The following is a 23032-nucleotide window of genomic DNA, read 5'->3' as shown; positions in this document are numbered from 1 at the left end:
AAATAATCAGAATATAGAGTTCTGATAATAGTATTTTTCAATGCTTGCTGCGAGGACTAGCCTTCGATCGGTCGCGAAAAGAAGCCGCTGCGGTTCGCTGCGAGGCGAGGTCGAGGGGAGTTTACTGCGTGTCAGTCACCGCCGTGGACATCAATTGCGACATGGGCGAAGGCTTCGGTCAGTGGCAGCTCAGTGGTACCGACGACGGCAAGATCATGGAACTGATCAGCTCCGCGAACATCGCGGCGGGCTTCCACGCCGGTGATCCCACCTTGATGGACGCCACCGTGCGCCTGGCCACCCAATGCGGCGTCGGCATCGGGGTGCACCCCGGATATCGCGATCTCCAGGGCTTTGGACGTCGCAGGATCGACAGCAATGGCGACGAGATCATCAATGACATCGTCTACCAGATCGGCGCGTTGCGCGAATTTGCCCGACGCTACGGTGCCCATCTGCAGCACGTCAAGCCGCATGGCGCCCTCTATATGGAGCTTGCGGCGAACGAGGCGCTCTCCAGGTCGTTCGTCCGGCTGATGCAGACCGTGGCGCCGAATGCGTTTGTGTTCTGCATGGACATCTCGGAAACCTACCGCGTCGCGATGGAAGCAGGCCAGCCGACGATCCGTGAATTCTATGCCGATCGCGATTATCAGCGCTCCGGATCGATTGTGTTCACGCGCCACGCCAACAAACTCGACCCGCGCGCGGTCGCGGACAGGGTGCTGCGCGCGTGCGAGACGAACATGGTCCGCACCATCGAAGGCGAGGAGATCCGGGTCGCGTTCGAGTCCATCTGCTTCCACTCGGATACCCCGGGCTCGCTCGAAATCGCCGGCGCCCTGCGCGAGACGCTGATCTCGAACGGCATCCGTATCGCGCCTGTCTCGGAGATAGTCACGCGAAAATCCCATCTCGAATAGGTGTCACAATGACCAAGGCCGATATCAGATCGCCGCTGCCCGGCGTGTTTTACCGGCGGCCGTCGCCAGACAGCGCACCGTTCAAGAGCGACGGAGACCCGGTCGTCACGGATGACGTGATCGGCATCATCGAGGTGATGAAGTCGTTCCACGAAGTGCGGGCGGAGGTCGCCGGCACGGCGATCCGCTTTGTCATCGACGATGCCGACGCGGTGATGGCAGGGCAGACCATCGCCGAGGTCCAGCAATGAACATCCGCTCGGTCCTTGTGGCCAATCGCGGCGAGATCGCCGTGCGGATTATCCGCGCGGCGAAAGCCCTGGGGCTTCGAACCGTGCAGATCCACAGCCAGGCCGACGCCGATTCGCTTGCGGTCCGGCTCGCTGACGAGGCGATTGACATCGGGCCGCCAGCGGCAAAGAAATCCTACCTTAATATCGAGGCTGTGCTTGCGGCTGCAACGTCTGCCAAGGTCGATGCGGTGCATCCCGGCTACGGCTTTCTGTCGGAGAACGCCGCGTTCGCGGAGGCGGTAACGGCGGCGGGCATGACGTTTGTCGGCCCGGACGCCGCTGCGATCCGGTTGCTGGGCGACAAGGTCGCCGCGCGCCAGGCGGCGGCCAGGGCCGGCGTGCCGACGGTGCCTGGGAGCGAAGGCCGCGTCTCCGACATCGCGGAAGCGACGGCGATTGCGGCCCGCATCGGCTTTCCCGTCATGATCAAGGCCGCGGCCGGCGGCGGCGGTCGTGGCATCCGAATTATCGAAAGCGTTGCCGAATTCGAACGCCAGTTTCCGCAAGCTTCGGCCGAGGCGGCCGCCGCCTTCGGTGACGGCAGCCTCTATATTGAGAAGGTCATCGCTGAGGCGCGCCATATCGAGGTGCAGATCCTCGGCGACGGCGAGAGCTTCATTCATTGTTTCGAGCGCGAATGCTCGCTGCAGCGGCGGCGGCAGAAGGTGTGGGAGGAAGCCCCCGCGATCCGATTGCCGGAGGATGTTCGCGCGCGGCTGTGCGCGAGCGCGGTGGCGCTGGTGCGGTCCGTCTGCTATCGCGGCGCCGGCACGGTGGAATATCTCTACGATGAGGCCAGCGGCGATTTTTACTTCATCGAGGTCAACACGCGTATCCAGGTCGAGCATCCGGTCACGGAGATGATCACGGGGCTTGATCTGGTTCAGGAAATGCTGCGGATCGCTGGCGGCGAGCCGCTGTCGATCCGACAGCACGACGTGCGCGTGAATGGACACGCGATCGAATGCCGCATCAATGCGGAAGATCCGCTGAAGAATTTCATGCCCTGGCCCGGCCGCATCGACGCGTTGACCGTTCCGGAAGGTGAGGGCATCCGCTTCGATACCATGCTCTACGCGGGATACACCGTGCCGCCCTTCTACGATTCGCTGCTCGGCAAGCTCATCGTCCACGATATCGACCGGCGCGCGTGCCTGATGAAGCTGCGCCGGGCGCTGGACGAATTGCTGGTCACCGGCATCCCGACGACGCTGCCGCTGCATGCGGCGCTCGCCGTCGATCCGGATGTCGCCTATGGCCGGGTCGACACCCGCTTCCTGGAACGCTGGCTGGAAAACAGGTTCACGGCGCCGGCCGGCGCGAAGGAGGTCGCGTGATGCAGAACCGGTATTCCTTCGGCGGGGACGAGCATCTCTTCGTCGAATGCGACGAAGCCATGTCGCTCGAGGCCTTCTTCAAAAGCCTGTCCATGACCAATGCGGTGCGCAATAGCCGCATCAAGGGTGTTACGGAAATCTGTCCTGCCAACGCGTCGTTCCAGATCAAGTTCGATCCCGACGTCATTGCGCCCGCCGACATGCTGCGGGAGGTCAAGGCGATCGAGAGCGCGGCCGACAAGACCGAACCGGTCATCAGGACGCGCATCATCGAGATTCCTGTGTTCTATCGCGATCCCTGGACCCACGAAACCTTGATGCGTTTTCGCGAGCGCCACCAGGATCCGACGGGCAGCGATCTTGAATATGCCGCGCGAGTGAACGGTCTCGACGGCGTCGACGCTTTCGTTGCTGCTCACAGCGGTTCACCATGGTTCGTATCGATGGTCGGCTTCGTGGCCGGACTGCCGTTCATGTATCAGATGGTCGACCGCGCGCGTCAGCTCGAGGTGCCGAAATATCTGCGGCCGCGCACCGATACGCCGAAGCACACCATCGGTCATGGCGGTTGCTTTTCCTGCATCTATTCGGTGCGCGGCGCCGGCGGCTACCAGATGTTCGGCATCACGCCGATGCCGATTTTCGATCCCGAGCAGAAGACCAGCTACCTCCGCGACTTCATGGTGTTCTTCCGCCCCGGCGACATCGTCAAGTTCAAGCCGATTGGCCGCGACGACTACGATGCAGCCCTTGAGGCGGTGGCCGCCGGCCGCTTCGAGCCGGCGATCCGCGATGTGACGTTCGATTTGCGGGCCTTCCAGCAGGACATGAACAGCTACAACGCCAAGCTGCAGGAGGCGCTCCATGGCCATTAGGGTTCTCCATCCCGGCCTGTCGACCACCGTGCAGGATCTCGGACGCCCCGGATATTTCCACCTCGGTATTCCGATCGGCGGAGCGATGGATCGGTTGTCGCTCCGCGCGGCCAATCTCCTGGTTGGCAACGACGAGGGTGCCGCCTGCCTCGAAGCGGTGTTCATCGGACCGCAGCTTGCGTTCGATATCGACGCGCTGATCGCGGTCACCGGCGCGGACATGCCGATCAAGATCGACGGTGACCAGCAGCCGAGCTGGACGGCGCTCGAGGTGAAGGCAGGACAGGTGCTGAGCTTCGGCTATCTGCAGGCGGGTGCGCGCATTTGCATCGCCGTTGCCGGCGGCATCGACGTGCCCGTCGCGCTTGGCAGTCGCTCCACCTATGCGATCGGCAGTCTCGGCGGCTTCAAGGGACGGCCGCTCGCCGCGGGCGACGACCTGCCGCTCGGAACGACGACGCGCGGGAAGGCGGGCCGCAGCGTACCGGTGGCGTTGCGCCGGCGCCTGGCGAACCCCGCGGAGCTGCGCGTTCTGCCTGGGCTCTACTGGCACCGTCTCGTCAAAGAATCGCATCGCTACTTCTTCGACGATCAGTGGAAAGTCGCCCCCGAGGCGGACCGGATGGGGTACCGCTTCCGCGGTGGTCGGCCGCTCGAATTCGTGGAACGCGAGCAACCGTTCGGTGCCGGATCAGACCCATCCAACATCGTCGACAGCTGTTATCCCTACGGTTCGATCCAGGTGCCCGGCGGGAAGGAGCCGATCATCCTGCATCGCGATGCGGTGTCCGGAGGCGGCTACTTCATGGTTGGCACGGTCGTCTCGGCCGATATGGATCTCATCGGCCAGCTCCAGCCCAACACGCCGACGCGTTTCGTGCAGGTCGGCATGGATCAGGCGCTCGCGGCGCGGCGCGACCGCCGGCGGTTCATGCAAGACATCCGCGACAGTCTGGGCTGAGCATCATGCTCCGCGCGCCCACCTCATTCGAGCTGTGTCAGATAGGGGGCGATCGATCGCGGTTCGGGAAGCACGGCGACGATCTTGATTTGGGCGATGCTGCGGCGTTCGGCCGCCGCCAGATGCGCCTCCAGCATGGCCGCCGCCGCCGGCACCGCAGCGAGCAGCAGCAGCTCCACGATCAGTCGATGCTCGGTGATCGCCGCGCGGTCGTCGGGCAGGCCGAGCTGGCGAAGCACGCGCTCCGCCGCCAGCACGGGCAGGAGATTGTGGCGGATCTGCTCGCGCAATCGATCGTTGGGCGTGGCGAGCACGCAGGTGTCGATCAACAGGGTTTCGAAGGCTTCGAGATCGCGCATCGCTGCGTCTTCGCCGCGGCCGTCGAACGCCGCCTCGGCCTGGCGGAAGCGCGCGAACACGCCGGCGAGATGCGCATGCTCGAGCAACGGCGCGGCGCTCACCAGGGCTTGAGGCTCGAGGATCCGGCGCAGGGCGAAATGCTCGCGGATGGATTGCGCGGTCAGCGGCTCGGCGATCCAGTGCGAGCTCTGGTTCTTCTTGACCAGGCCACGCTCTTCCAGCCGGCCCAGCACGTCGCGCACCACCGTGCGGCTCACGCTGAAATGCTCGGCGAGTTCTGCCTCGATCAGCCGGTAGCGCCCGAACACCAGACAGGCCGCGACGTCGGTCTCGACCGTTTCATAGATGCGTTCCCAGGAAGCCCGGCTCTGCAGGGCGTCGTCGATCATCTTGGGAATGTGCAGCCCGATTTCGCGCAGATCGCGTCGCGTCGGCTCTACCGCCTCGCCCGGCCGCGCCACCATGAAGCCGCGGCCGTCGAAGCGTCGCACCAACCCCTCCGCCTCAAGACGCAGCAGCGCCGTCTGCACGGGGGCGCGGCTTGTCTGCATCAGCGACGCGATCGGCCCCTCGAGCAGGACGAGGCCGCGTGGAATACGGCCGCCGAGGATGTTCGCGCGCAGCACTTGCTCGACCATTTCGTAGCGCCGCGAGGCCGGCCGCGCGTTGGCTGATCGTTTCATTGTTCGCCGCCGACTCGGGGGGGCCGCCAAAAGGATCGCATCACGGCCTTATAGCTCGCTCGCACTGGGCCAGAAATGCTCTTTGTATAACGTTGTTTGAATACGAAATACATTTATTCTTGGGCTGTGAAGCTCACCCTAGTGCCGGCCGTCGCAGCAGCAGACGGTTTTGTGGCAGCGATGGCGTTTGCGTTTCTGCATGAAATATTGCTTGTTTTCAAATATATAGATAAAATTTGTGCCTGCCGCGCGGTTTTGTTGGTGCTCAAACGAAGACATTAATTCGTCGGCTGCAGCGCAGCAAATCTTTTCGCCAAGCTGCTTACAGATTACTCTTGAACACAAAAGCCAATTATTTAAGCTCATAGCCAGACAAAACCGGTGAGTGTGTCAGTGGGCAACGGGGTGCTGCAGATCGTCGGACTGACCAAGCGCTACGGCGACGTGGTGGCGCTGGATAATGTCAGTCTCGCCGTGCCGCAGGATTGCTACGTGGCCCTGCTGGGCGCGAGCGGTTCGGGCAAGACCGCGCTGTTGCGTCTCATCGCTGGGTTCGAGCAGCCCGACGCGGGGGCGATTGCATTTTCCGGCCGGCCGATGATCGGCGTGCCGGCCTTCGATCGCGGGATCGGCTTCGTCTTCCAGAATTTCGCGCTTTTCCCGCATCTGTCGGTCTACGAGAACATCGCCTTCGGTCTGAAAAACCGGAACAAGGGCGAGTCACTGGGCAAGAGTGAGTTGCGCGATCGTGTCGAGGCGATGATCGGGCTTGTCGGTCTCTCGGGCCTCGCGACGCGCGGCGTCCGGGAGATTTCCGGTGGCCAGCGGCAGCGCGTGGCGCTCGCCCGCACGCTGGTGACGGAGCCTCGGCTGGTCCTGCTCGACGAGCCGTTCGGCGCATTGGACGCCAATCTGCGCATGCGGATGCGCGGCGAACTGCGCCGCATTCGCAGCCGTCTTGGCGTCACCTTCCTGCATGTCACCGGAAGCGAGACTGAGGCGCTGGCGATGGGCGATCGCGTCGTCGTGCTCGATCGCGGTCGCGTAGCCCAATATGACGCTCCTGACGATGTGTTCAATCGCCCGACCTCGCCAAGCGTCGCCAAGTCGCTGAACTGCTACAACCTCTTCCCGGGCAGGATCGAAGCCGAGGTCTTCGCCACCGGCGATCACCGATTCAAAATCGCCTCGACGATCAACAGCAGTTCCGAGGCCGCCTACGCCATACGTCAGGGCATGATTTCGATCCGGGACTGCGATGTGATTCCGGAGCCGGACGAGGAGAGCGTCAGCGGCCGCTATCTCGCCAGCGAATATACCGGGTCGGCGCTGATGTATTTCTTCGAGCTGCCGGGCGGATCGATTGTTGAGGTGGAAAACCACCTCAGCCATCGTGCCATGCAGGATCTGACCATCAACGAGAAGTACACGCTAACCTGGAAAGCGAGCCATGCACTGGTTTTCGGCTGACCGCCTTCGTCAGGCATCGCGCGGTCGAGGCCGCGCATGACGGTGCTATCGTCCGCCGCGGCCGAGGAGGTTGCTGCGCCGGTGATGCCGCCGCGGCGCCGCCGGTTTCCGACCGCGTACTGGTTGATCGCGCCGGGCGTGGTGTGGATGACGCTATTCCTCGTGATCCCCATCCTGATGATCGTCTATGTGTCGTTCTGGACGCAAAGCACCTTCAAGATCGAGCCGGTGTTGACGACTCGCAGCTGGGAGGCGTTCTTCGGCAGCGACACCTATGTCGGCGCGCTCTGGACCACGATCCGCATCTGGCTGATCGTGCTGTGCACGACGCTGGTGGTGGGGTATCCGACCGCGCTGTTCGTCGGTCTTTTCGTCAGGAACAAGACGCTGTCGACGGCTCTTCTGGTTCTCTGCGTCATTCCGTTCTGGACCTCGTTCCTGATCCGCGTTCTTGCCTGGCGGCCGATGCTCGGCAAGGAGGGCGCAATCAACATCATTCTGCAGGCGCTCCACATTACCTCTGCGCCGATCGACGCGCTGCTTTTCACCGAGCTGTCGGTAATCATCGGGATGACGCAGATCTATTGCGTCTTCATGGTCGGGCCGATCGCCTTCATGCTCGGCCGCATCGATCCCAATGTGATCGAGGCGGCACGCGATCTCGGTGCCGGCTTCTTTCGGATCTTCCGCACCATCATTCTGCCTCTCAGCATGCCCGGCGTCATCGTCGGCGCGATCTTCGTCTCCGTCATGGTGCTTGGCGAATTCGCCACCGCCTCGGCGCTGTCCGGCCGCAAGGTGAATATGCTCGGCAATATCATCGTCACCCAGGTCGGTTCGCTCAAATGGGCCTTCGCCGCGGTGGTCGGCGTGGTGCTGACCGTTCTGATGGGGATCGTCGTTGCGGCCTTCCTGCGCGTCGTCGATCTCAAGCGGGAGCTCTGAGGTCATGCAGGCGCCCCTGATCAAGCCGGCTCTCGCGATCTACACCGCGCTGTTCCTTGTTTTTCTGTATGGGCCGCTGCTCGTTCTGACCATCCTGTCGTTCCAGACCGGCCCCAATGGTGGCCCGCAGTTCCCGATCATCGAATGGTCGACCTACTGGTACCGTGACATTTTCGGCCTAACGCCACCCTCGCGCATTGCACCGCTGCCGATCCAGCAGTCTCTGACACGCTCGTTGATGCTGGCCTCCATGACCATGGTGGTGTCGACCGTGCTCGGCGTCCTGTCCGCCCAGGCGTTCCGGACGCGCTTCAAGGGATCCGGCGTGGTCTTCTATCTCATCGTGCTCGGCATGATGGTGCCTGGTGTCCTTGTCGGCCTCGGCCTTGCGCTGGTCGCCAATGCCTTGGGTGTCGACCGCACGTGGTGGGGCACGGCCTTCGTCCTGCACGTCGTCTATACCTTCCCGTTTGCCTTCCTCGTGATACTTGCGATCTTCAATCGCTTCGATGCCTCGGTGGAAGAGGCCTCGTGGTCGCTTGGCGTCTCGCCGATCAGGACGTTTCGGAAGGTGACGTTTCCGTTGATCTTTCCGGGCGTCCTGTCCGCGATGCTGTTCGCCTTCACGCTGTCTTATGACGAGTTCTCGCGCACCTTGTTCTCGTCCGGCCGCGATCTCACGCTGCCGCTGGCGATCTACGGCACGTTTTCGATCGAGATTCATCCCAATATTTTCGCCTTCGGCGTTCTGACCACGCTGTTCTCGTTCGCGCTGCTCGCTGTTTACGCGATCCTGATGGCGCTTTCGGTACGGCGCGCGAAGCGCGTCGCCGTCCAGGAGGAAAGCTGATGGCTGGTGAAGTTGCGATCGTTACGGGGGCTGGTTCCGGCATCGGCCGCGCCGTTGCGCACCGGCTTGCCGCCGGCGGCATGGCGGTGATGGTTGCTGATCTGTCCGGCGAGCGTGCGCAAGCGGTCGCCGAGGCGATCGTCGCCGCGGGTCATGCGGCCAAGGCGATCGCCGGCGACGTGTCGCGCGAGGAAGACGTGGCGACGATCGTCGCGGGTACACGCGCCGCTTTCGGTGATTGCGGCGTGCTGGTGAACAATGCGGGTTTCGTTCATCAAGCGAAATTCATCGATCTGACGCCTCAGGATTTCGACCGCATGTTTGCGGTCCATGTGCGCGGCACTTTTCTCTGCACGCACGCGGTGCTCAGCCCCATGCTCGAAAGGCGGCACGGCGTCATTGTCAATATCGCCTCGCAGCTTGGACAGATCGGCGGCGTTGAACTCGTTCACTACAGCGCGGCCAAGGCGGCAATCATGGGCATGACCAAGGCACTGGCCCGCGAGGTGAGCGCGCAAGGCGTGCGAGTCAACGCGCTGGCGCCCGGACCAATCAATACGCCGCTGGTCATGGCCCTGTCGGAGGACTGGCGCAGGGCGAAGGCGCGGGAACTGCCGCTCGGCCGGTTCGGCGAGCCGGATGAAGTTGCCGCCGCGGTCTCCTTTCTTGCTTCGTCCGAGGCCGCGCTGTTCGTCGGCCAGACCCTGGGCCCCAACTCCGGAGATGTGATGCTGTGATGGATGGCGCAACCGCGAAGAAGCCGACAGTCCTTGTCACCGGCGCGGGGATCGGCATCGGCAGGGCCACCGCCCATGCGTTCGGCAAAGCCGGCTACCATGTGGTCGCGACCGACGTGCTGGCGGCGGAGGGGGGAGCGGTCGCCGCCGAGATCGTGGCCGCCGGCGGCTCGGCGCAGTTCCGTCTTCTCGATGTCCGCTCGACTGCCGAAGCCGATTGGCTTGTCTCGGACCTGAATGCCGAATTCGGTGCGCTCGATTGCATCGTCGCGAATGCGGGCATCGCGCGTAAGGTCCCGCTGGACGATCTGACCGATGAGAAGTGGGATGAGACGTTCGATGTCGATCTCAAGGGCATGATCCGCGTGCTGCGGCCTGCGCTTCCTCCGATGAAGGCCCGCAAATCCGGCACGATCGTCTGCATTTCCTCGATCATGGGCATCGCCTATGGCTGGGACGAGCATGTGCACTATTCCGCCGCCAAGGCGGGCGTCGTCGGCCTGATTCGTGGGCTTGCGGTTGAGCTTGCGCGAAGCGGCATCCGCGTGAACGGCATTGCGCCCGGCTATATCCGCACCGCGCAACTCTTGTCCGAACAGCATTCGCTCGGACCGGCCGCCGCTCAAAAGGCCGGCGAATTCATTCCGATGGGGCGGATCGGCGAGCCCGAAGACATCGCCGACGTCGTTTTGTTCCTTGCATCGTCGGCGGCCCGTTACATGACGGGCCAGACCGTGGTGGTCGATGGCGGCCTTCTGGTGGGCCGCTATTGAGCGCGGGGCGATTGCTTGCGTGAAATTGACCGACGTTCAAATGGAGGGTGTGAGTCATGGTCGATAGGCTGGAAGTGTCACGACGCAAATTGTTGCAGGGAACGACGGGCGCGCTGGCGCTCGCGCTTGGCGGAGGCACACCGTTTCTGTCCTCGCGGACCGCTTATGCCGCGGCGGCCGATGTCGCGAAGCAACAGCTTCGCACGATCGGTCTATCCGTCACCGTCCAGGATCGCATTCTGGCCGACTTCAAGGCGAAGTCCGGCGTGGGAGGCACATCGGGCACGGCCGCGACCTTCCCGGATGCGCAGACCAAAATCCTGTCCGGCTCGAAGGATTTCGACTGCTGGGAAACCATCGGCGAACGCCTGCCCGCGGTGACGCAGACCAACAATATCGAGCCCGTTCCCGCCACCGCGCTCAAGAACTGGGCGAATATCCGCGACACGTTTACGAAATCATCGCCGAAATTCGACAAGAGGGCGCAGATCACCGGCCAGATCTGGGCCGACGACGCCCAGGCCAAACTCTGGATGGTGCCCGCGGTCTATAACTATGACTCCATCGGTTACAACCCGACGGTGCTCAGTGACGAGGAAGCCAACACCTGGACTGCGATCTTCGACAAGAAATGGAAGGGCAAATCCGGTCTGAACACCGATCCGCTGATTGCGCTGGGACAGGCGGTGATGGCGATGAACACGCTCGGCATGTCCGACGTCAAGAATCCCGGCAATCCCTCGAAAAAGCAGATCGAGGAGGCGATGAAGTTCCTCATCGCGAAAAAGAAGGATGGCCAGTTCAGGGCGTTGTGGGGTGATTTCGGCGAGCTGGTCAACCTGATGGCGTCGGGCGAAATGGTGGTCTGCGATGCCTGGCAGCCCGCGGTCATGGCGGTCAAGGCGCAGGGCAAGCCCGCCAAATACGCCGTTCCAAAGGAAGGATATCGCGCCTGGTCGATCGGCCCCTCGCTGATCGTCGGCTCGCCGAACAAGGAGGCCGTCTACGCCTACGCCGATTATTGGCTGTCGGGACCGCCCGGGATCACGGTGTCCGAGCAGGGCTACTATTCGCCATCGACCAACATCAAGAACGTCATGCTGCCGGAAAAATATGCCTTCTGGTACGAGGGCAAGCCGTGGGCGGGCAAAGGCGAGAACGGCATCAAGGAGGGTGACCTGCGCGACGGCGGGTCGCTGGAGACGCGCGCCGCCAATGTCGCCTACTGGCATCAATGGCCGGACGAATATGATTTCGTGATCCAGAAATGGGACGAATTCCTGAGCGCGTGATCGCCTGCGCGACGCGAGGGGCCGGTGCGAGCCGGCCCGACGTTTGGTGCGGTGAGGTGAGCGCAAGTGGGAGTACAAGGGCGGTGGCTTTCGATCTCCAGCTGAAAAATGTCGGCAAGGTCTATGACAACGGTGCTCCCGCAGTCGTCGACTTCAATCTCAACGTCGAGAAGGGCGAGTTCATCGGCTTTCTCGGCCCGTCGGGCTGCGGCAAGACCACCACGCTGCGCATGATCGCCGGCTTCGAAGATATCACGAGCGGTGACATCCTGATCCGCGGACGACGGATCAACGACATTCCGCCGGAACGTCGGCCGACGTCGATGATCTTTCAAAACTATGCGCTGTTTCCTCACATGACGGTCAGGGGAAACGTCAGGTACGGCCTTGACGTGAAAGGCCTGCCCAAGGCGGAGCGCGACGCCAAGGTCGACCGCATCCTGGACAAGCTCGGCCTGTTCGGGCTTGCGAACTCGCTGACGCATAAATTGTCCGGCGGTCAGCGGCAACGCATCGCGCTGGCGCGCGGGCTTGTCGTCGAACCCGACATTCTTCTGCTCGACGAGCCGCTGGGTGCGCTCGACGCCAACCTGCGCAAGGCGATCCAGGCCGAATTGAAGCTTCTGCAGCGCAATCTTGGCATCACCTTCGTGTTCGTCACCCATGCGCAGTCCGAAGCGTTGACGTTGTCGGACCGCATCGTGGTGATGAACCAGGGCCGGATCGAGCAGATATCGAGCCCGCTGCAATTGTACACGCGGCCGCAGACGCCGTTCGTGGCGCAGTTTATCGGGCGCAACACCATCATCGATGGCGCGCTGAGCAAGATCGAAGCTGACCGCGCGACGTTGTCGACGCGGTTCGGCGCCTTCGTCGGCGCGCCAAACAACCGGCCGGAGATCGGCCGGGCGGCGAAGATCGTCATTCCCTCGGAGTCGCTCGACATATTCCCGTCCACGCGCGGGTCCCGTGAGGCGCTGGCGACCGAGTATCAGGGCAATGTGCTGTCCGGCGTGATAGAGCGGGCCGATGTGGTGGGCCATCTGGTGCAGATTGGAATCTCCTTGAGCGAAGGCGGCAGCGTGACGCTCGAGGCTCATGTCGACAAGTACCAAAGGGAGGATCTGGTTCCGTCGTCCAATGTCTGGATCGCCTGGCAGCCGCACAACGCGACTGTCATCGCGGCGTGAAGCGGGTTGCGCTCGCGATCCTCCCATCCCTGATTTTCGAAGCTGCGGACCTGACCGCAACAACTGTGAGAGGAAGCTCCCCATGGCCAAAGAAATTCTCGTCGGATTCGGTGTCGACGTCGACGCCGTCGCGGGTTGGCTCGGTTCCTATGGCGGCGAGGATTCGCCGGACGACATTTCCCGCGGCCTGTTTGCCGGCGAGGTGGGAAGTCCGCGCCTGCTGAGACTGTTCAAGCGCCTCGGTATCAAGACCACCTGGTTTATCCCTGGCCATTCCATCGAAACCTTTCCCGAGCAGATGCAAGCTGTTGCGGACGCGGGTCACGAGATTGGCATTCACGGTTACAGCCATGAAAATCCGATCGAAATGAGCCGCGAACAGGAAACAGCGGTGCTCGACAAATGTATCGACCTGGTCACCCAGCTTTCCGGCAAGCGTCCGACCGGCTATGTCGCACCGTGGTGGGAATTCTCGACCGTCAGCAACGAGCTGCTGCTGGAGCGCGGCATCAAGTACGACCATTCGCTCATGCACAACGACTTCCAGCCCTATTATGTCAGGGTCGGCGATAGCTGGACCAAGATCGACTATTCCAAGAAGCCGGCGGAATGGATGGTTCCGCTGAAGCGTGGCCACGAGACCGATCTTATCGAGATTCCGGCAAACTGGTATCTCGACGATTTGCCGCCGATGATGTTCATCAAGAAGAGCCCGAACAGTCACGGCTTCGTCAATCCGCGCCATCTCGAGGAGATCTGGCGCGACCAGTTCGATTGGGTCTATCGCGAATATGACTACGCCGTCTTCCCGATGACGATTCACCCCGACGTCTCCGGGCGACCGCAGGTGCTCCTGATGCTGGAGCGACTTTACAATCACATCGCCTCGCATCCCGGCGTGAAGTTCGTTACCATGAACGAAATGGCCGATGATTTCGCCAGGCGCTTTCCGCGCAAGAAATAAGGCAGGGCAGGCGGACGATGTGCGCGCTATGTGGCGGTCTTGGCGGGGACGAGCATTGGACTGACGCCGTTGCGCGTGAGGGTGTCTACACGCGAAACGCGGATCCGGTGCAGCGCCGCCGCGAACGCGCCCTTCGTGTGCGCGTCGCCAATCGCGCGCTGAAACCCTTTGGCCTGCGCCTTGCCGACTGGCAGGGCGCAAGCTTTCTCCTGACCACCTTGACGGGCAAAAGCGAGATCGTCGGAGATCTCGGCCATCTTTGGTCCACCGCCGAGCGGCTGTCGGGCCGGCTCTGCGATCCGCTCGATCCCGATTTTCTCGCCCGCCTCGATGCAAATCATGCTTAGGGAGCCGCCGGCTTTCACGCCTGTGACGCTGCTGACGGGATTTCTCGGCTCCGGCAAGACCACGCTGCTGCGCCGGCTGCTTGCTGATCCGGCGCTGCACGACACGGCGGTGATCATCAACGAGTTCGGCGAGATCGCGCTCGATCATCTCCTTGTCGAGCGTCTAGATGAACAGACAGTGCTGCTCAGTTCGGGCTGCCTGTGCTGCACCGTGCGCGGCGAGCTTGCGAGCGCAATGCGCGATCTCCATTCCCGGCGCGAGCGTGGAGCAGTACCGCTGTTCCGGCGCCTGGTGATCGAAAGCACCGGGCTTGCCGATCCGTTTCCTGTCCTCTCGACGCTGCGGGCCGATCCCGTGCTGCGACATCACTTTCGCGCTGCGGGCGTGGTGACCACGGTCGATGCGGTCAACGGCCTCGCGCAGCTCGATCGTCACATCGAATCGATGCGGCAGGCGGCGGTTGCCGACGTCATCGCACTGACCAAAACCGACCTTGCCGAGGAAGAGCACATCTCGCCCCTCGTGGCGAGGCTCGGCGCGATCAATCCTGCGGCCCAGCTGTTGCGGGTCGCGGAAGGGCCGCTTTCGGCGGACGATCTTTTGGCCGCTGGCGGCAGCCTGTTCAAGGCCGTCGCCGAGCCGGAGGGGGCCGCGCATGCGAAGGCGCACGCCTTCTCCATCGTGGTGGAGGAGCCGCTTGACTGGAGCACCTTCGGCATCTGGCTGACCATGCTGCTCAACCGTCACGGCGCGAGCATTCTGCGGGTCAAGGGAATTTTGGCTTTGCAGGGCGAGGCGCGGCCGGTCGCTGTCCACGGCGTGCAGCATCTTGTGCATGCGCCCACGCATCTCAGTTGCTGGCCCGATTCTGATCGCCGGTCTCGGCTTGTCTTTATCGTCGAAGGGATCGACCCCGAGCTGATCCAGCGATCTTTCGCGGTGTTCGCGCGACTGGGCGCTTCCGGGACCTGCGATCTTTCGATACCCTCTTCTCATTGAGGTTGACGAGCCGCCGATGCGCAAATCGAAAGCCAGGTTGTCCCAGCCCGCCGCGCCGGCGCTTCATCTGCACGGACGGCCGGTGCTGCGCGTTCTCGGCACCGAGATCACCCTGCTGGAATCGGTCCGCAAGCGCGCCGAGGCGGACCTTGGCATCACGCTGTGCTTCGAAAATCTCGATTTCATCAGCGCGCAACGCAAAGCCGCCGCGCAACCGACGGCCTACGACGTCTACGATCAATGCTTCCACAATCTCGACATCGTCTGGTTCTGGCGAGCGATCCAGTCAATCGACCTCAAACGGATCGCACGCTGGAGTGAGGTCAGCGATCTCACCAAGACCGGGCGTATCCATCCCGGCGCCGCCATCGGGCACGGCGATGCGCCGGTGACGAAGCTCTATACGCAACCGAACCGCTCGTTGGGCTCCGCACCGAGCGGTCATATCAGCATGTTGCCGGCAGTCCACAATCTGGATTCGTTCGCCTACAACACCGAGATCGTCAACGGACATCTTGAGCCGAGCGCGTCCTGGGGCGCGCTGTTCGACGATCGCTGGGCCGGCCGTGTTGCTCTCGTCGACGAGCCGGCAATCGGCGTCTTCGATGCGGCCCTTGCTGCCCAGGCCCGCGGTGAAGTGCGTTTCGACGATATCGGAAACATGTCGACGACCGAGATCGACCACCTGATGGGGATTTTGAGCGAGCGCAAACGCGCTGGCTATTTCTGCGGCTTCTGGAAGACGGCGCTGGAGTCGGCCGACATGATGCTGACGGGGCAAGCGGTGATCCAGAGCATGTGGTCACCGGGTGTGAGCGCGCTGCGGCGGCGCGGCTTTCCGGTGCGCGAAACTGTGCCACAGGAAGGCTATCGCGCCTGGCACGGCGGCATGTGCCTGTCGGCTCATCTGTCTGGGCGCACCCTCGATATCGCCTATGACTATCTCAACTGGTGGCTCGACGGTTGGGTCGGCGCGGTGATGGCCCGGCAGGGGTATTACATGTCCGTTTCCGAACGCGTGCGGTTGCATCTTTCGCCGGCGGAGTGGAATTATTGGTATGAAGGCGAGCCTGCGGCACAGGATCTGCCGGGCCCGGATGGTGAGACAACCATCAGCAAGGGTGAGACCCGCAGCGGCGGCGCCTATCGCCAGCGCGCGAGCCGCATCGCCGTCTGGAATACGACCATGGACGAGCACAATTATCTGGTCAGGCGCTGGGCGGAGCTTGTCGGCTCCGCTCCCAAGACGTCGGCGGTGGCGGCCTCAATCTGATCGTGTGAAGGACGCCCAGGGGCGCTTGTCACGATTAGAGCGTTTTCCAGCGAAGTGGATACCGGTTCGCGTGAAGAAAACGCGTCAAAACAAGAATCCAGAGCTTCCGTTCCGATTGTATCGGAACGGAAGCTCTAGGGCGACGTTGATGACGCTTTTCGTCGTTGCCCATTCATGAAGCGAGAGCGAATCCCACCATCATCAACCCGATCGCCGCGATCCAGCCGCCGAACGCGCGGATGGCGATACCCCGCCAGGACGTTGAGGGGCCGGCATCCGCCCGCCGGAAAGCGAGTGTCACGGCCATGGTGAGCGTAATCGCAGCGTAGCCAGCGCAAGCAAGCCCCGCCGCGAACAACAGCCGATTGGCCTCGGGTGCGAGATCACTCGCGTTCGCCGCGCCCCGCATCACCGCCAGTCCGAATGCGATGGCGCAGAGCAAGGACGCTGGAATCCGCAATGCCGCCACCAGCAACAGGCCCAGCACCAAAATCATCGCGGCGTCGATTGCCGGCCGGGTGGATACGAAGCCGAGACCATCAGCCAGGACCAGTCCGGTCAGAAGGCCCAGCGGGAACACCGGGACAAGCCAGCGTCCACGCGCTGCGCCGAGCGAACCCGCCAGCACGCCGATGGCGGTCCACAGAATGAGATCCTGCAGATCGGTCAGCGGATGCAGAGCGCCGGTGTAGAAGTCGCCGAGACGCGAGGCGATGATGTGCGCCTGTGCCGTGGTCGCTGATGCGACCAGCGCGAGGGCTGCGACAGCGACGCTTGCGAGCCGGAACTTCATGCGGCAACCCCCAGGCTTTGCGCGAGGAAGTAGCAGCCGAGCACTGCGATCACTGCGCCGAGACCTTGGATTGCTCGCTCGCCGGTGGGCCAGCGGGTCAGCGTGCCGATCGCGATTCCGCACAGATGGAGCAGACCGGTTGCGACGACAAAGCCCACGCCATAGGCCAGCGGGTTGGCGGAGCCCGGAAGCTCGGCTCCGTGGGCGTGGCCGTGAAAGATCGCGAACACCGCCACAACAACGGCGGCGGCCGCAAATGGTAAGCGCAGACGCAGCGCGACCGCCACGCCGAGCACCAGCGCCGATAGTGCGATCACCACTTCCGGCATCGGAAGCGGGATTTTCAGCACGCCCAAGACACCACCGAACGCCATCACCAGGGGAAATGTGATCGGAAGCACCCAGATCGCTGGCGCGCCGAGCTGCGCGCCCCAGATCCCCACCGCGACCATGGCGATCAGGTGATCCATTCCGGTCAGCGGATGCAGCAAACCGCTGACAAGACCGCCGCCGACGCCGGCTTGCTCGTGAGCGAAAGCCGGCTGCGCCAAGGCGAGAACTGCAAGCACGATCAGGAGAGAAACGGCGCGGGACGACATGGTTCGACGACTTCCTGTCAGGGGATGGCGAGAACGCGCAAGAGACGACCCAGAAACCAGAACATCGATACCGAGCCGATGGCGTAGGCCGGCAGGGCGTCGCCCCAGCGTGGCAGCACGGCGCCAAGGCGCCGATGCGCCCAGAACAACGCCAGCACCAGCAGCACGAAACAGAGCTGTCCGATCTCGACACCGACGTTGAAGAACAGCAGGGCGGCGGGCAGCAGGCGCCGCTCCAGTCCCAGCCCGGCCAGCGCGCTTGCGAACCCTATGCCGTGGACCAGGCCGAAGCTGAATGCGACCGCCCAGGGATAACGGGCGGTCAATCCGGCCTCGCCACGTTGCTGTTTGATGATTTCGACGGCGACGAACACGATGCTCAGCGCAATGCAGGCATTGAGTGGCCGTTCCGCCACGCCGATCAATCCAAAGGCCGCGGCTGCGAGCGAGACGCTGTGCCCGATAGTGAAGGCGGTAATCGTCTTGACCAGCCGCCACCCGCTGCCGACGATCCAGATCAGCCCAAGCACGAACAGCAGATGGTCGATTCCGAGCAGGATGTGGTCGATCCCGTAATTGACATAAGTCCTGGCCAACTCGACCCAGGTCTCCAGCGTCGGGGCGCCGGCGCCGAGCAGCGAGACGACCGGGTTCGCGGTCGAGATCGTGTAGCTGCGTGGCTCACCCGAGATCGGAATGATCTTGATCAGCACTGCCGACATGTCGGCACCGAGATTGGTGATGGTGATCGACCCGACCAGTCCCTTGTCGCCACAATTCATCTCTGGCAGCCGAAGGAAACAGTGTGGCGGCACGCGCAGGTCGACGCGCGCAGCTCCGATTGACGGCTCCATGGTCCAGCGGCCGATGAATGCGCCGGGCCGGACCTCGCGGAACTCGAGCACGCCCAGCGTTGCTTCATGCGCACGCGCCGCGCGGGGCAGGATCAGCGCAGCCAACACCAGCATCGCCATCACAGGCAAGATCGCCGGCCAATGTCGGAGAGACGTCACTGCTCGTACCGGATGTTGTAGGAGGCCTTCAGGCGGCCGACGGCTTCCCATGCCCGCTTGCGCGTTTCATCGGTGTGCCAGATCTTGGCGGCCTGGTCGCGGACGCTGTCGAAACTGGCGAGCGTGCCCGGCTGCCGGGAATCGAGGCGAACTACATGCCAGCCGTCCTTTGACTGCACGACGTTCCACTGCTCCTGCGGCATCGCCAGCAGCGCATCGCGAAAGCCGTCGCCGAACGATGCGGCGAGACTCGTCACCGGGCGTCCGAGAACGGCGCGCGTCTGCTTCTGCAGTTCCTCGGTTTCGTGCTGCTTTACGATGTCGTCGAGTCGCTGCCGCGCAGTGGCTTCGTCGGTCGGCGGCGTCAAATAGAACCCGACGCTCTCCGGCTCGTCGAACCGGGCGTGATTGTCGGCGAACCAGGCGCGCAACTGCTCTTCAGTCGGTTGCGGGACGCGGATCTGATCGAAAATAAGCAATTGCAGCTTGAAGGCGACGCGGTCGCGGATCATGTCGTCGCCGCGATCGACGCCTAGCGATTTGCCCTCGCGATACAGGATTTCGCTCGCGACCCAGCTCTCGATCATTTTCTCGAGCTCGGCATCGGAGGGAACGCGCTCCTTGTCCTCATCGAAATTGTCGATGAAAGACTGGCGCATCGCCTTGGTCACGGTGATGAGTTTGTCATCTTTCGGCGGCGGATGCAGGACAGCGTCGATGCTGAAAATCAGCGCTCCGAGCACAACGAAATGCAGCAACGGTTCGCGCTTCAGAAAGTCCAGTGCGGTAAACAGGAGGGACCGGGAAGAGGGCTTTGTGTGATCCGCCGGAGTCGCGCTGTGTTCGGCACGATCGACGGGCGATGCCTGAAGGTTGGGCATATCGTTCGGCAGCGCTGACGTTGACATATTTCTTTCACAAACTCTTGCGGCCCGCGATGCAGGCAAATTTATGCAATGCAGCACCTCGTCTGCCATTCAGCGATGAAGTCGTCTATCGAAAAAAAATCAAAACGAAAAAATCCTGCAATTCGGAATTCTTCGTTGTGGGGTGTTGGCGCCAACACAAAACGTTCACCGAACTGTCTCGCATTTCTGATTGTGTCGGCTGCGGCATAACGTCCGCGCAATTGCGCGCCGGGCGCCGTGCTTTGTTTTTCTTTTGGCTTGCATCGGAAATCTTCAAGAGGGGCGACTGCATGTTTCCGTCCACCAAGACAATTCTACTGACTGCGGCTTCGGTCTCGCTGGCCTTGACGCAGACCGCCAGCGCCGACAACAACGATCGGCGTGGCGAAAGACCCCGGGGCAATCCTTATGTCGCCGGTGACATGCACAATCACAACACCTGCACCGACGGCTCCGTTTCGGCGGGCTATTCGATCGATCGCGCTGTCGCGAGCGGCGTTGCCGCCGGCGGCGGCAGGAACTTCGATCTCGACTGGTTCACCCTCGGAAACCACGGTGGTTCCGGCAATCGCGACTGTCGCTTCAGCGACACCAGCGCCAACCTGCCGGGCGATACCACGACCACCTGGAACCAGACGCTCGGCAAGACCATCGACGGCATCACCATCACCAGCCTGAAGGGCACGCCGAACGGCACCGGCAGCAGCGCCACGATGTGGCGATGGCAGTCGATCAAGGAGGTCGAGTATCCGATCATCGTCAACCGTACGCCGATGTACAATAAGGTGCTGGTGGAAGGTCTCGAATGGATCGTCCCCGGCCACGAACATACCGACGTCGCCGTCATCGCCGGGCAAAATCCGCGCGGCCACGGCAGCGCCGACAAGATGGCGGAGTACGAATTCCGCTTTGACCGCGCCGACACCGATGCGATTGGTCCGCTGGACCCCAAGAACAATCAGCTCTGGACCGGCAAGGACAACGTCAACAACAGCGGCACGGCGGGCCATCAGAAGGCGCTCGCCGGCATTGCGTGGCTGCAGGCGAACCACCCACTGCAGTCCTATGCCATCCCGACCCATACCGAACGTCAGGGTCCGTTCAATCCCGGCGGCAATGCCGGCTATAATATCGAGCATTTCCGCAACTTCAACAACGCCGGCCCGACCGTCGCATTCGGCATCGAATCGCCCGGCCATATGGCGCAGGGTACCACCAGCGGCGGTTCGGGGTCCTATGGATCCGGCGCGGTCGGCGGCGGCACCTACGGGATGAGCGGCGTCTACACCGCGAAGGTCGGCGGGATGTGGGACGGCCTGCTCGGCGAAGGCCGCAATTTCTTCATGTATGTCAGCTCCGACTGGCACAATCGCGGAGCCGGCGGCGCGCGCGATTCCTTCACCACGTCCGACTTCATCCCGGGCGAGTACACCAGGCTCTACGTTCCGAACACCGAACGCTTCCGCGCGCAGTCGATTGTCGACGGCATGCGGTCGGGCAACTCCTACTCCGTCAACGCCGACCTTATCGGTCCGGATCTGGTGTTCCGCGCCCGTGGACGCGGCGACTGGGATTGGAAGACGATGGGCGAAACGCTGGTCGTGCGGCCGGGCGAACGGGTCACGGTCGAGATGGAAATGACCATCCCGGCGAAGAACAACAGCCCGTACAGCTTCAACAATCCGCTGCTGGTGCCGGTCGGCTTGAAGAAGCCGCTGAACAAGCCGTCGCTCGACCATGTCGACCTGATCTCAGGCAAGATCACCGGCGTCATCCAGCCGGGCGGCCCGGGTTACGCCGTGCCCAACGCGGCCGGCGTTGCCGGAGCGGCGATCGTCTACAATCCCACGACGGTGATCGCTCAGCAGATCCCCGCCACGCAAATGAGAAGCTGGCCACTGAAGGATGGTGCGACGCGGCTGAGCTTCACCACCACGTTCATCGCGGGCCAGACCCCGAGCTATATCCGTGCCCGCGGCACGAACATTCCCGTTGCAACGCCGAACGTCACCGACAGCGCCGGAAACCCGCTGCTCGACCTGAACAACGCGCTGGTGAACTGCTCGGACCCCGCCTGTCCGGCGCATCTTCAGACGGTCAACGGCGTCAAGCGGGTGACCTATGACGTTCAGGCCTATTCGAACGTCTGGTTCTATGCGAACCCGATCTTCATTCGGCCGGAGGGGTCGCCCAGGCTCTTGGTCGAGAAGAATGCGGAACTCGCGCGGAAGCTCGCCGACGATCACCACCACTTCCCGTGGGAAAAGTGGGCCGATAACCATGGCGACCACGACCGGGACTAAGGTCAATCATGTCTGGCGGGGCGGTGTCGCCCCGCCAGACACCTATTTTTGAAATTTCGCTGTAAGTTTCTTATGTTGTACCAAGCGGACACGTTCTTGCGTCGAAGCATTCCTCTCACCTTCGTGCTCCTCGCCGGCTTTTTGGGCGGAAGTACGCAGGTTTGGGCAGATTCCGAACCGACCAGGGACGATTGCGTGACGGCGGTGGAGCAGGCGCGTGCGCTGACGGCCGAATTGCCCGCAGACGATCTCTCCCGCTATTTCGCCGAACGGGACCTGCATCAAGCCATGGTTGAGGCCGGCAACGGTGAATTCGATGATTGCCTGGAGGCGGCGGCACGCGCGACTGTGGAAATGCGGGAACGTCGTCACACGTTGCAACCGGGCGAGACGCTGAAAGTCCTGCAGGCCCACGAGTAGGCTGTTGTCGAGCCTGCGTCTGCTGTCATCGCAGTGTCATGCTCCCGCGCGCATTGTCCGCCCCATTCCCAAAACGTGGTGGACTTGAAACATGGACGAGATCGAGCCGCTTTTCCCGATCCCCTTGCTGCGGTCGCCGGGGCTGCTCAGCCCGGAGTTGAATGCCGCTGCGGTGGCGGCGATCCGCAATGCCAAGATCGAAAGCAATCTGCGCTCGGATCAGCTGTTCCACACCGAGGTCGCCGATCCCCGTGACAACAAGCTGTTTCGGGAGATCGCCGAATTGGCCGTGCCGAAGCTGGTCGATTTCGGCAAACTGCTGTTCGGCGAGGAACTGCGCTGGACCGTCAAGGAAATGTGGACCAACATGCTGGAGACGGGAGGCAGCCAGGCGCTGCACTCCCATGCCAACAGTTTTGTTTCGGGCATCTTCTACCTGACGCCGTCACATCCCGCCTGCAAAACGGTGTTCGTGCGGCCACCCGGCGGATATGATTTTTCCTTTCGCCATCACACCCGAAGCGCCGCGGTGGGACCGTACAATGCAGGCAAGTACCTGCTGCCCGAGGCGGAGCCGGGAGATCTCGTGCTATTTCCCAGCTATCTCTATCACGAAGTCCCGAGAAACCAGGGCGACCAGCGGATCACGGTGTCTTTCAACGCGATCCCGGACAGCCTGGATTGCTGGGGCTATCGGATCAAGTTCGCACCATGAACGGTCTG

General features: G+C 62.7%; 24 protein-coding genes. 19 read left to right on the top strand and 5 right to left on the bottom strand.

The window, feature by feature from the left end; genetic code table 11:
* Window positions 1–128: 128 nt before the first annotated feature.
* Genes RS897_RS39270 through RS897_RS39250 form a run of 5 tightly spaced genes read left to right on the top strand, consistent with a single transcriptional unit; the run spans window position 129 to window position 4389 of the window.
* Window positions 129–923 carry a 5-oxoprolinase subunit PxpA gene (locus RS897_RS39270; protein ID WP_315834027.1) on the top strand — a complete coding sequence of 265 codons (795 nt, stop codon included), beginning with the start codon at window positions 129–131 and terminating at the stop codon, window positions 921–923.
* An 8-nt stretch (window positions 924–931) separates the two neighbouring features.
* Entirely contained in the window at window positions 932–1174 is a 243-nt protein-coding gene (locus RS897_RS39265) for an acetyl-CoA carboxylase (RefSeq protein WP_315834026.1), read from the top strand.
* On the top strand, window positions 1171–2553 hold the full coding sequence (locus tag RS897_RS39260) for an acetyl-CoA carboxylase biotin carboxylase subunit (RefSeq protein ID WP_315834025.1): 1383 nt from the start codon (window positions 1171–1173) through the stop codon (window positions 2551–2553). The genes RS897_RS39265 and RS897_RS39260 overlap by 4 nt, the downstream gene beginning before the upstream one ends.
* A complete protein-coding gene (locus RS897_RS39255) occupies window positions 2553–3428 on the top strand; it encodes a 5-oxoprolinase subunit B family protein (protein WP_315838893.1) in 876 nt (291 codons plus the stop codon). The genes RS897_RS39260 and RS897_RS39255 overlap by 1 nt, the downstream gene beginning before the upstream one ends.
* Complete coding sequence (locus RS897_RS39250; protein WP_315834024.1) at window positions 3418–4389, top strand: 5-oxoprolinase subunit C family protein; 972 nt, start codon at window positions 3418–3420, stop codon at window positions 4387–4389. The genes RS897_RS39255 and RS897_RS39250 overlap by 11 nt, the downstream gene beginning before the upstream one ends.
* Window positions 4390–4412: 23 nt before the next feature.
* Here the strand turns inward: RS897_RS39250 and RS897_RS39245 are convergent, their stop codons facing one another.
* Window positions 4413–5387, bottom strand: a complete 975-nt coding sequence (locus RS897_RS39245; RefSeq protein ID WP_315834023.1) for a GntR family transcriptional regulator — start codon at window positions 5385–5387, stop codon at window positions 4413–4415.
* A 426-nt stretch (window positions 5388–5813) separates the two neighbouring features.
* Between RS897_RS39245 and RS897_RS39240 the strand changes: the two genes are divergently transcribed.
* From RS897_RS39240 to RS897_RS39190, 11 genes are all read left to right on the top strand, one after another.
* Window positions 5814–6902, top strand: a complete 1089-nt coding sequence (locus RS897_RS39240; RefSeq protein ID WP_315834022.1) for an ABC transporter ATP-binding protein — start codon at window positions 5814–5816, stop codon at window positions 6900–6902.
* Window positions 6903–6986: 84 nt separating this feature from the next.
* A complete protein-coding gene (locus RS897_RS39235; protein ID WP_315838892.1) occupies window positions 6987–7847 on the top strand; it encodes an ABC transporter permease in 861 nt (286 codons plus the stop codon).
* Between the two features lie 4 nt (window positions 7848–7851).
* Window positions 7852–8697, top strand: a complete 846-nt coding sequence (locus RS897_RS39230) for an ABC transporter permease (protein ID WP_315834021.1) — start codon at window positions 7852–7854, stop codon at window positions 8695–8697.
* On the top strand, window positions 8697–9434 hold the full coding sequence (locus RS897_RS39225) for an SDR family NAD(P)-dependent oxidoreductase (RefSeq protein ID WP_315834020.1): 738 nt from the start codon (window positions 8697–8699) through the stop codon (window positions 9432–9434). Before RS897_RS39230 ends, RS897_RS39225 begins: the two co-directional genes overlap by 1 nt.
* Window positions 9434–10207, top strand: coding sequence for an SDR family NAD(P)-dependent oxidoreductase (locus RS897_RS39220; RefSeq protein WP_315834019.1), 774 nt, complete (start codon window positions 9434–9436; stop codon window positions 10205–10207). Before RS897_RS39225 ends, RS897_RS39220 begins: the two co-directional genes overlap by 1 nt.
* Window positions 10208–10263: 56 nt before the next feature.
* Window positions 10264–11499 carry an ABC transporter substrate-binding protein gene (locus RS897_RS39215; protein ID WP_315834018.1) on the top strand — a complete coding sequence of 412 codons (1236 nt, stop codon included), beginning with the start codon at window positions 10264–10266 and terminating at the stop codon, window positions 11497–11499.
* Window positions 11500–11582: 83 nt separating this feature from the next.
* Window positions 11583–12689, top strand: coding sequence for an ABC transporter ATP-binding protein (locus RS897_RS39210; protein ID WP_315834017.1), 1107 nt, complete (start codon window positions 11583–11585; stop codon window positions 12687–12689).
* 82 nt (window positions 12690–12771) lie between these two features.
* Window positions 12772–13653: a polysaccharide deacetylase family protein gene (locus RS897_RS39205; RefSeq protein ID WP_315834016.1), complete on the top strand. Its 882-nt coding sequence runs from the start codon at window positions 12772–12774 to the stop codon at window positions 13651–13653.
* Window positions 13654–13670: 17 nt separating this feature from the next.
* A complete protein-coding gene (locus RS897_RS39200) occupies window positions 13671–14000 on the top strand; it encodes a hypothetical protein (protein ID WP_315834015.1) in 330 nt (109 codons plus the stop codon).
* Window positions 13993–15000, top strand: coding sequence for a CobW family GTP-binding protein (locus RS897_RS39195; RefSeq protein ID WP_315834014.1), 1008 nt, complete (start codon window positions 13993–13995; stop codon window positions 14998–15000). Before RS897_RS39200 ends, RS897_RS39195 begins: the two co-directional genes overlap by 8 nt.
* 16 nt (window positions 15001–15016) lie before the next feature.
* The gene (locus RS897_RS39190) at window positions 15017–16273 is read left to right on the top strand and encodes an ABC transporter substrate-binding protein (protein WP_315834013.1); all 1257 of its coding nucleotides are present in this window, start codon (window positions 15017–15019) and stop codon (window positions 16271–16273) included.
* A 172-nt stretch (window positions 16274–16445) separates the two neighbouring features.
* Here the strand turns inward: RS897_RS39190 and RS897_RS39185 are convergent, their stop codons facing one another.
* Genes RS897_RS39185 through RS897_RS39170 form a run of 4 tightly spaced genes read right to left on the bottom strand, consistent with a single transcriptional unit; the run spans window position 16446 to window position 19436 of the window.
* A complete protein-coding gene (locus RS897_RS39185; protein WP_315834012.1) occupies window positions 16446–17066 on the bottom strand; it encodes a HupE/UreJ family protein in 621 nt (206 codons plus the stop codon).
* Window positions 17063–17665: a HupE/UreJ family protein gene (locus tag RS897_RS39180; RefSeq protein ID WP_315834011.1), complete on the bottom strand. Its 603-nt coding sequence runs from the start codon at window positions 17663–17665 to the stop codon at window positions 17063–17065. The genes RS897_RS39185 and RS897_RS39180 overlap by 4 nt, the downstream gene beginning before the upstream one ends.
* 17 nt (window positions 17666–17682) lie before the next feature.
* On the bottom strand, window positions 17683–18639 hold the full coding sequence (locus RS897_RS39175; RefSeq protein ID WP_315838891.1) for a HupE/UreJ family protein: 957 nt from the start codon (window positions 18637–18639) through the stop codon (window positions 17683–17685).
* A gap of 35 nt (window positions 18640–18674) precedes the next feature.
* Window positions 18675–19436 (bottom strand): peptidyl-prolyl cis-trans isomerase, encoded by a 762-nt coding sequence (locus RS897_RS39170; RefSeq protein WP_315834010.1) that lies wholly within the window; start codon window positions 19434–19436, stop codon window positions 18675–18677.
* A gap of 440 nt (window positions 19437–19876) precedes the next feature.
* On the opposite strand from RS897_RS39170, the gene RS897_RS39165 reads away from it, so the two are divergent.
* From RS897_RS39165 to RS897_RS39155, 3 genes are all read left to right on the top strand, one after another.
* A complete protein-coding gene (locus tag RS897_RS39165) occupies window positions 19877–21889 on the top strand; it encodes a CehA/McbA family metallohydrolase domain-containing protein (RefSeq protein WP_315834009.1) in 2013 nt (670 codons plus the stop codon).
* 96 nt (window positions 21890–21985) lie between these two features.
* Window positions 21986–22309, top strand: coding sequence for a hypothetical protein (locus RS897_RS39160; protein ID WP_407654386.1), 324 nt, complete (start codon window positions 21986–21988; stop codon window positions 22307–22309).
* Between the two features lie 91 nt (window positions 22310–22400).
* Window positions 22401–23024 (top strand): putative 2OG-Fe(II) oxygenase, encoded by a 624-nt coding sequence (locus RS897_RS39155; protein ID WP_315834008.1) that lies wholly within the window; start codon window positions 22401–22403, stop codon window positions 23022–23024.
* Window positions 23025–23032: the final 8 nt, after the last annotated feature.

This window comes from Bradyrhizobium prioriisuperbiae (assembly GCF_032397745.1).
Taxonomy (GTDB): domain Bacteria; phylum Pseudomonadota; class Alphaproteobacteria; order Rhizobiales; family Xanthobacteraceae; genus Bradyrhizobium_A; species Bradyrhizobium_A prioriisuperbiae.
The sequence above is the reverse complement of the archived record's forward strand: the minus strand, read 5'-3'. Positions and strand labels throughout refer to the sequence as shown.

What these genes read in the sequence shown, in the direction of transcription:
- RS897_RS39185 (WP_315834012.1), bottom strand. Translation starts at nt 17,066, where the DNA reads ATGAAGTTCCGGCTCGCAAGCGTCGCTGTCGCAGCCCTCGCGCTGGTC.
- RS897_RS39235 (WP_315838892.1), top strand. Translation starts at nt 6,987, where the DNA reads ATGCCGCCGCGGCGCCGCCGGTTTCCGACCGCGTACTGGTTGATCGCG.
- RS897_RS39195 (WP_315834014.1), top strand. Translation starts at nt 13,993, where the DNA reads ATGCTTAGGGAGCCGCCGGCTTTCACGCCTGTGACGCTGCTGACGGGA.
- RS897_RS39215 (WP_315834018.1), top strand. Translation starts at nt 10,264, where the DNA reads ATGGTCGATAGGCTGGAAGTGTCACGACGCAAATTGTTGCAGGGAACG.
- RS897_RS39200 (WP_315834015.1), top strand. Translation starts at nt 13,671, where the DNA reads ATGTGCGCGCTATGTGGCGGTCTTGGCGGGGACGAGCATTGGACTGAC.
- RS897_RS39190 (WP_315834013.1), top strand. Translation starts at nt 15,017, where the DNA reads ATGCGCAAATCGAAAGCCAGGTTGTCCCAGCCCGCCGCGCCGGCGCTT.
- RS897_RS39155 (WP_315834008.1), top strand. Translation starts at nt 22,401, where the DNA reads ATGGACGAGATCGAGCCGCTTTTCCCGATCCCCTTGCTGCGGTCGCCG.
- RS897_RS39225 (WP_315834020.1), top strand. Translation starts at nt 8,697, where the DNA reads ATGGCTGGTGAAGTTGCGATCGTTACGGGGGCTGGTTCCGGCATCGGC.
- RS897_RS39260 (WP_315834025.1), top strand. Translation starts at nt 1,171, where the DNA reads ATGAACATCCGCTCGGTCCTTGTGGCCAATCGCGGCGAGATCGCCGTG.
- RS897_RS39255 (WP_315838893.1), top strand. Translation starts at nt 2,553, where the DNA reads ATGCAGAACCGGTATTCCTTCGGCGGGGACGAGCATCTCTTCGTCGAA.
- RS897_RS39175 (WP_315838891.1), bottom strand. Translation starts at nt 18,639, where the DNA reads ATGGCGATGCTGGTGTTGGCTGCGCTGATCCTGCCCCGCGCGGCGCGT.
- RS897_RS39245 (WP_315834023.1), bottom strand. Translation starts at nt 5,387, where the DNA reads ATGGTCGAGCAAGTGCTGCGCGCGAACATCCTCGGCGGCCGTATTCCA.
- RS897_RS39230 (WP_315834021.1), top strand. Translation starts at nt 7,852, where the DNA reads ATGCAGGCGCCCCTGATCAAGCCGGCTCTCGCGATCTACACCGCGCTG.
- RS897_RS39250 (WP_315834024.1), top strand. Translation starts at nt 3,418, where the DNA reads ATGGCCATTAGGGTTCTCCATCCCGGCCTGTCGACCACCGTGCAGGAT.
- RS897_RS39220 (WP_315834019.1), top strand. Translation starts at nt 9,434, where the DNA reads ATGGATGGCGCAACCGCGAAGAAGCCGACAGTCCTTGTCACCGGCGCG.
- RS897_RS39205 (WP_315834016.1), top strand. Translation starts at nt 12,772, where the DNA reads ATGGCCAAAGAAATTCTCGTCGGATTCGGTGTCGACGTCGACGCCGTC.
- RS897_RS39180 (WP_315834011.1), bottom strand. Translation starts at nt 17,665, where the DNA reads ATGTCGTCCCGCGCCGTTTCTCTCCTGATCGTGCTTGCAGTTCTCGCC.
- RS897_RS39265 (WP_315834026.1), top strand. Translation starts at nt 932, where the DNA reads ATGACCAAGGCCGATATCAGATCGCCGCTGCCCGGCGTGTTTTACCGG.
- RS897_RS39165 (WP_315834009.1), top strand. Translation starts at nt 19,877, where the DNA reads ATGTTTCCGTCCACCAAGACAATTCTACTGACTGCGGCTTCGGTCTCG.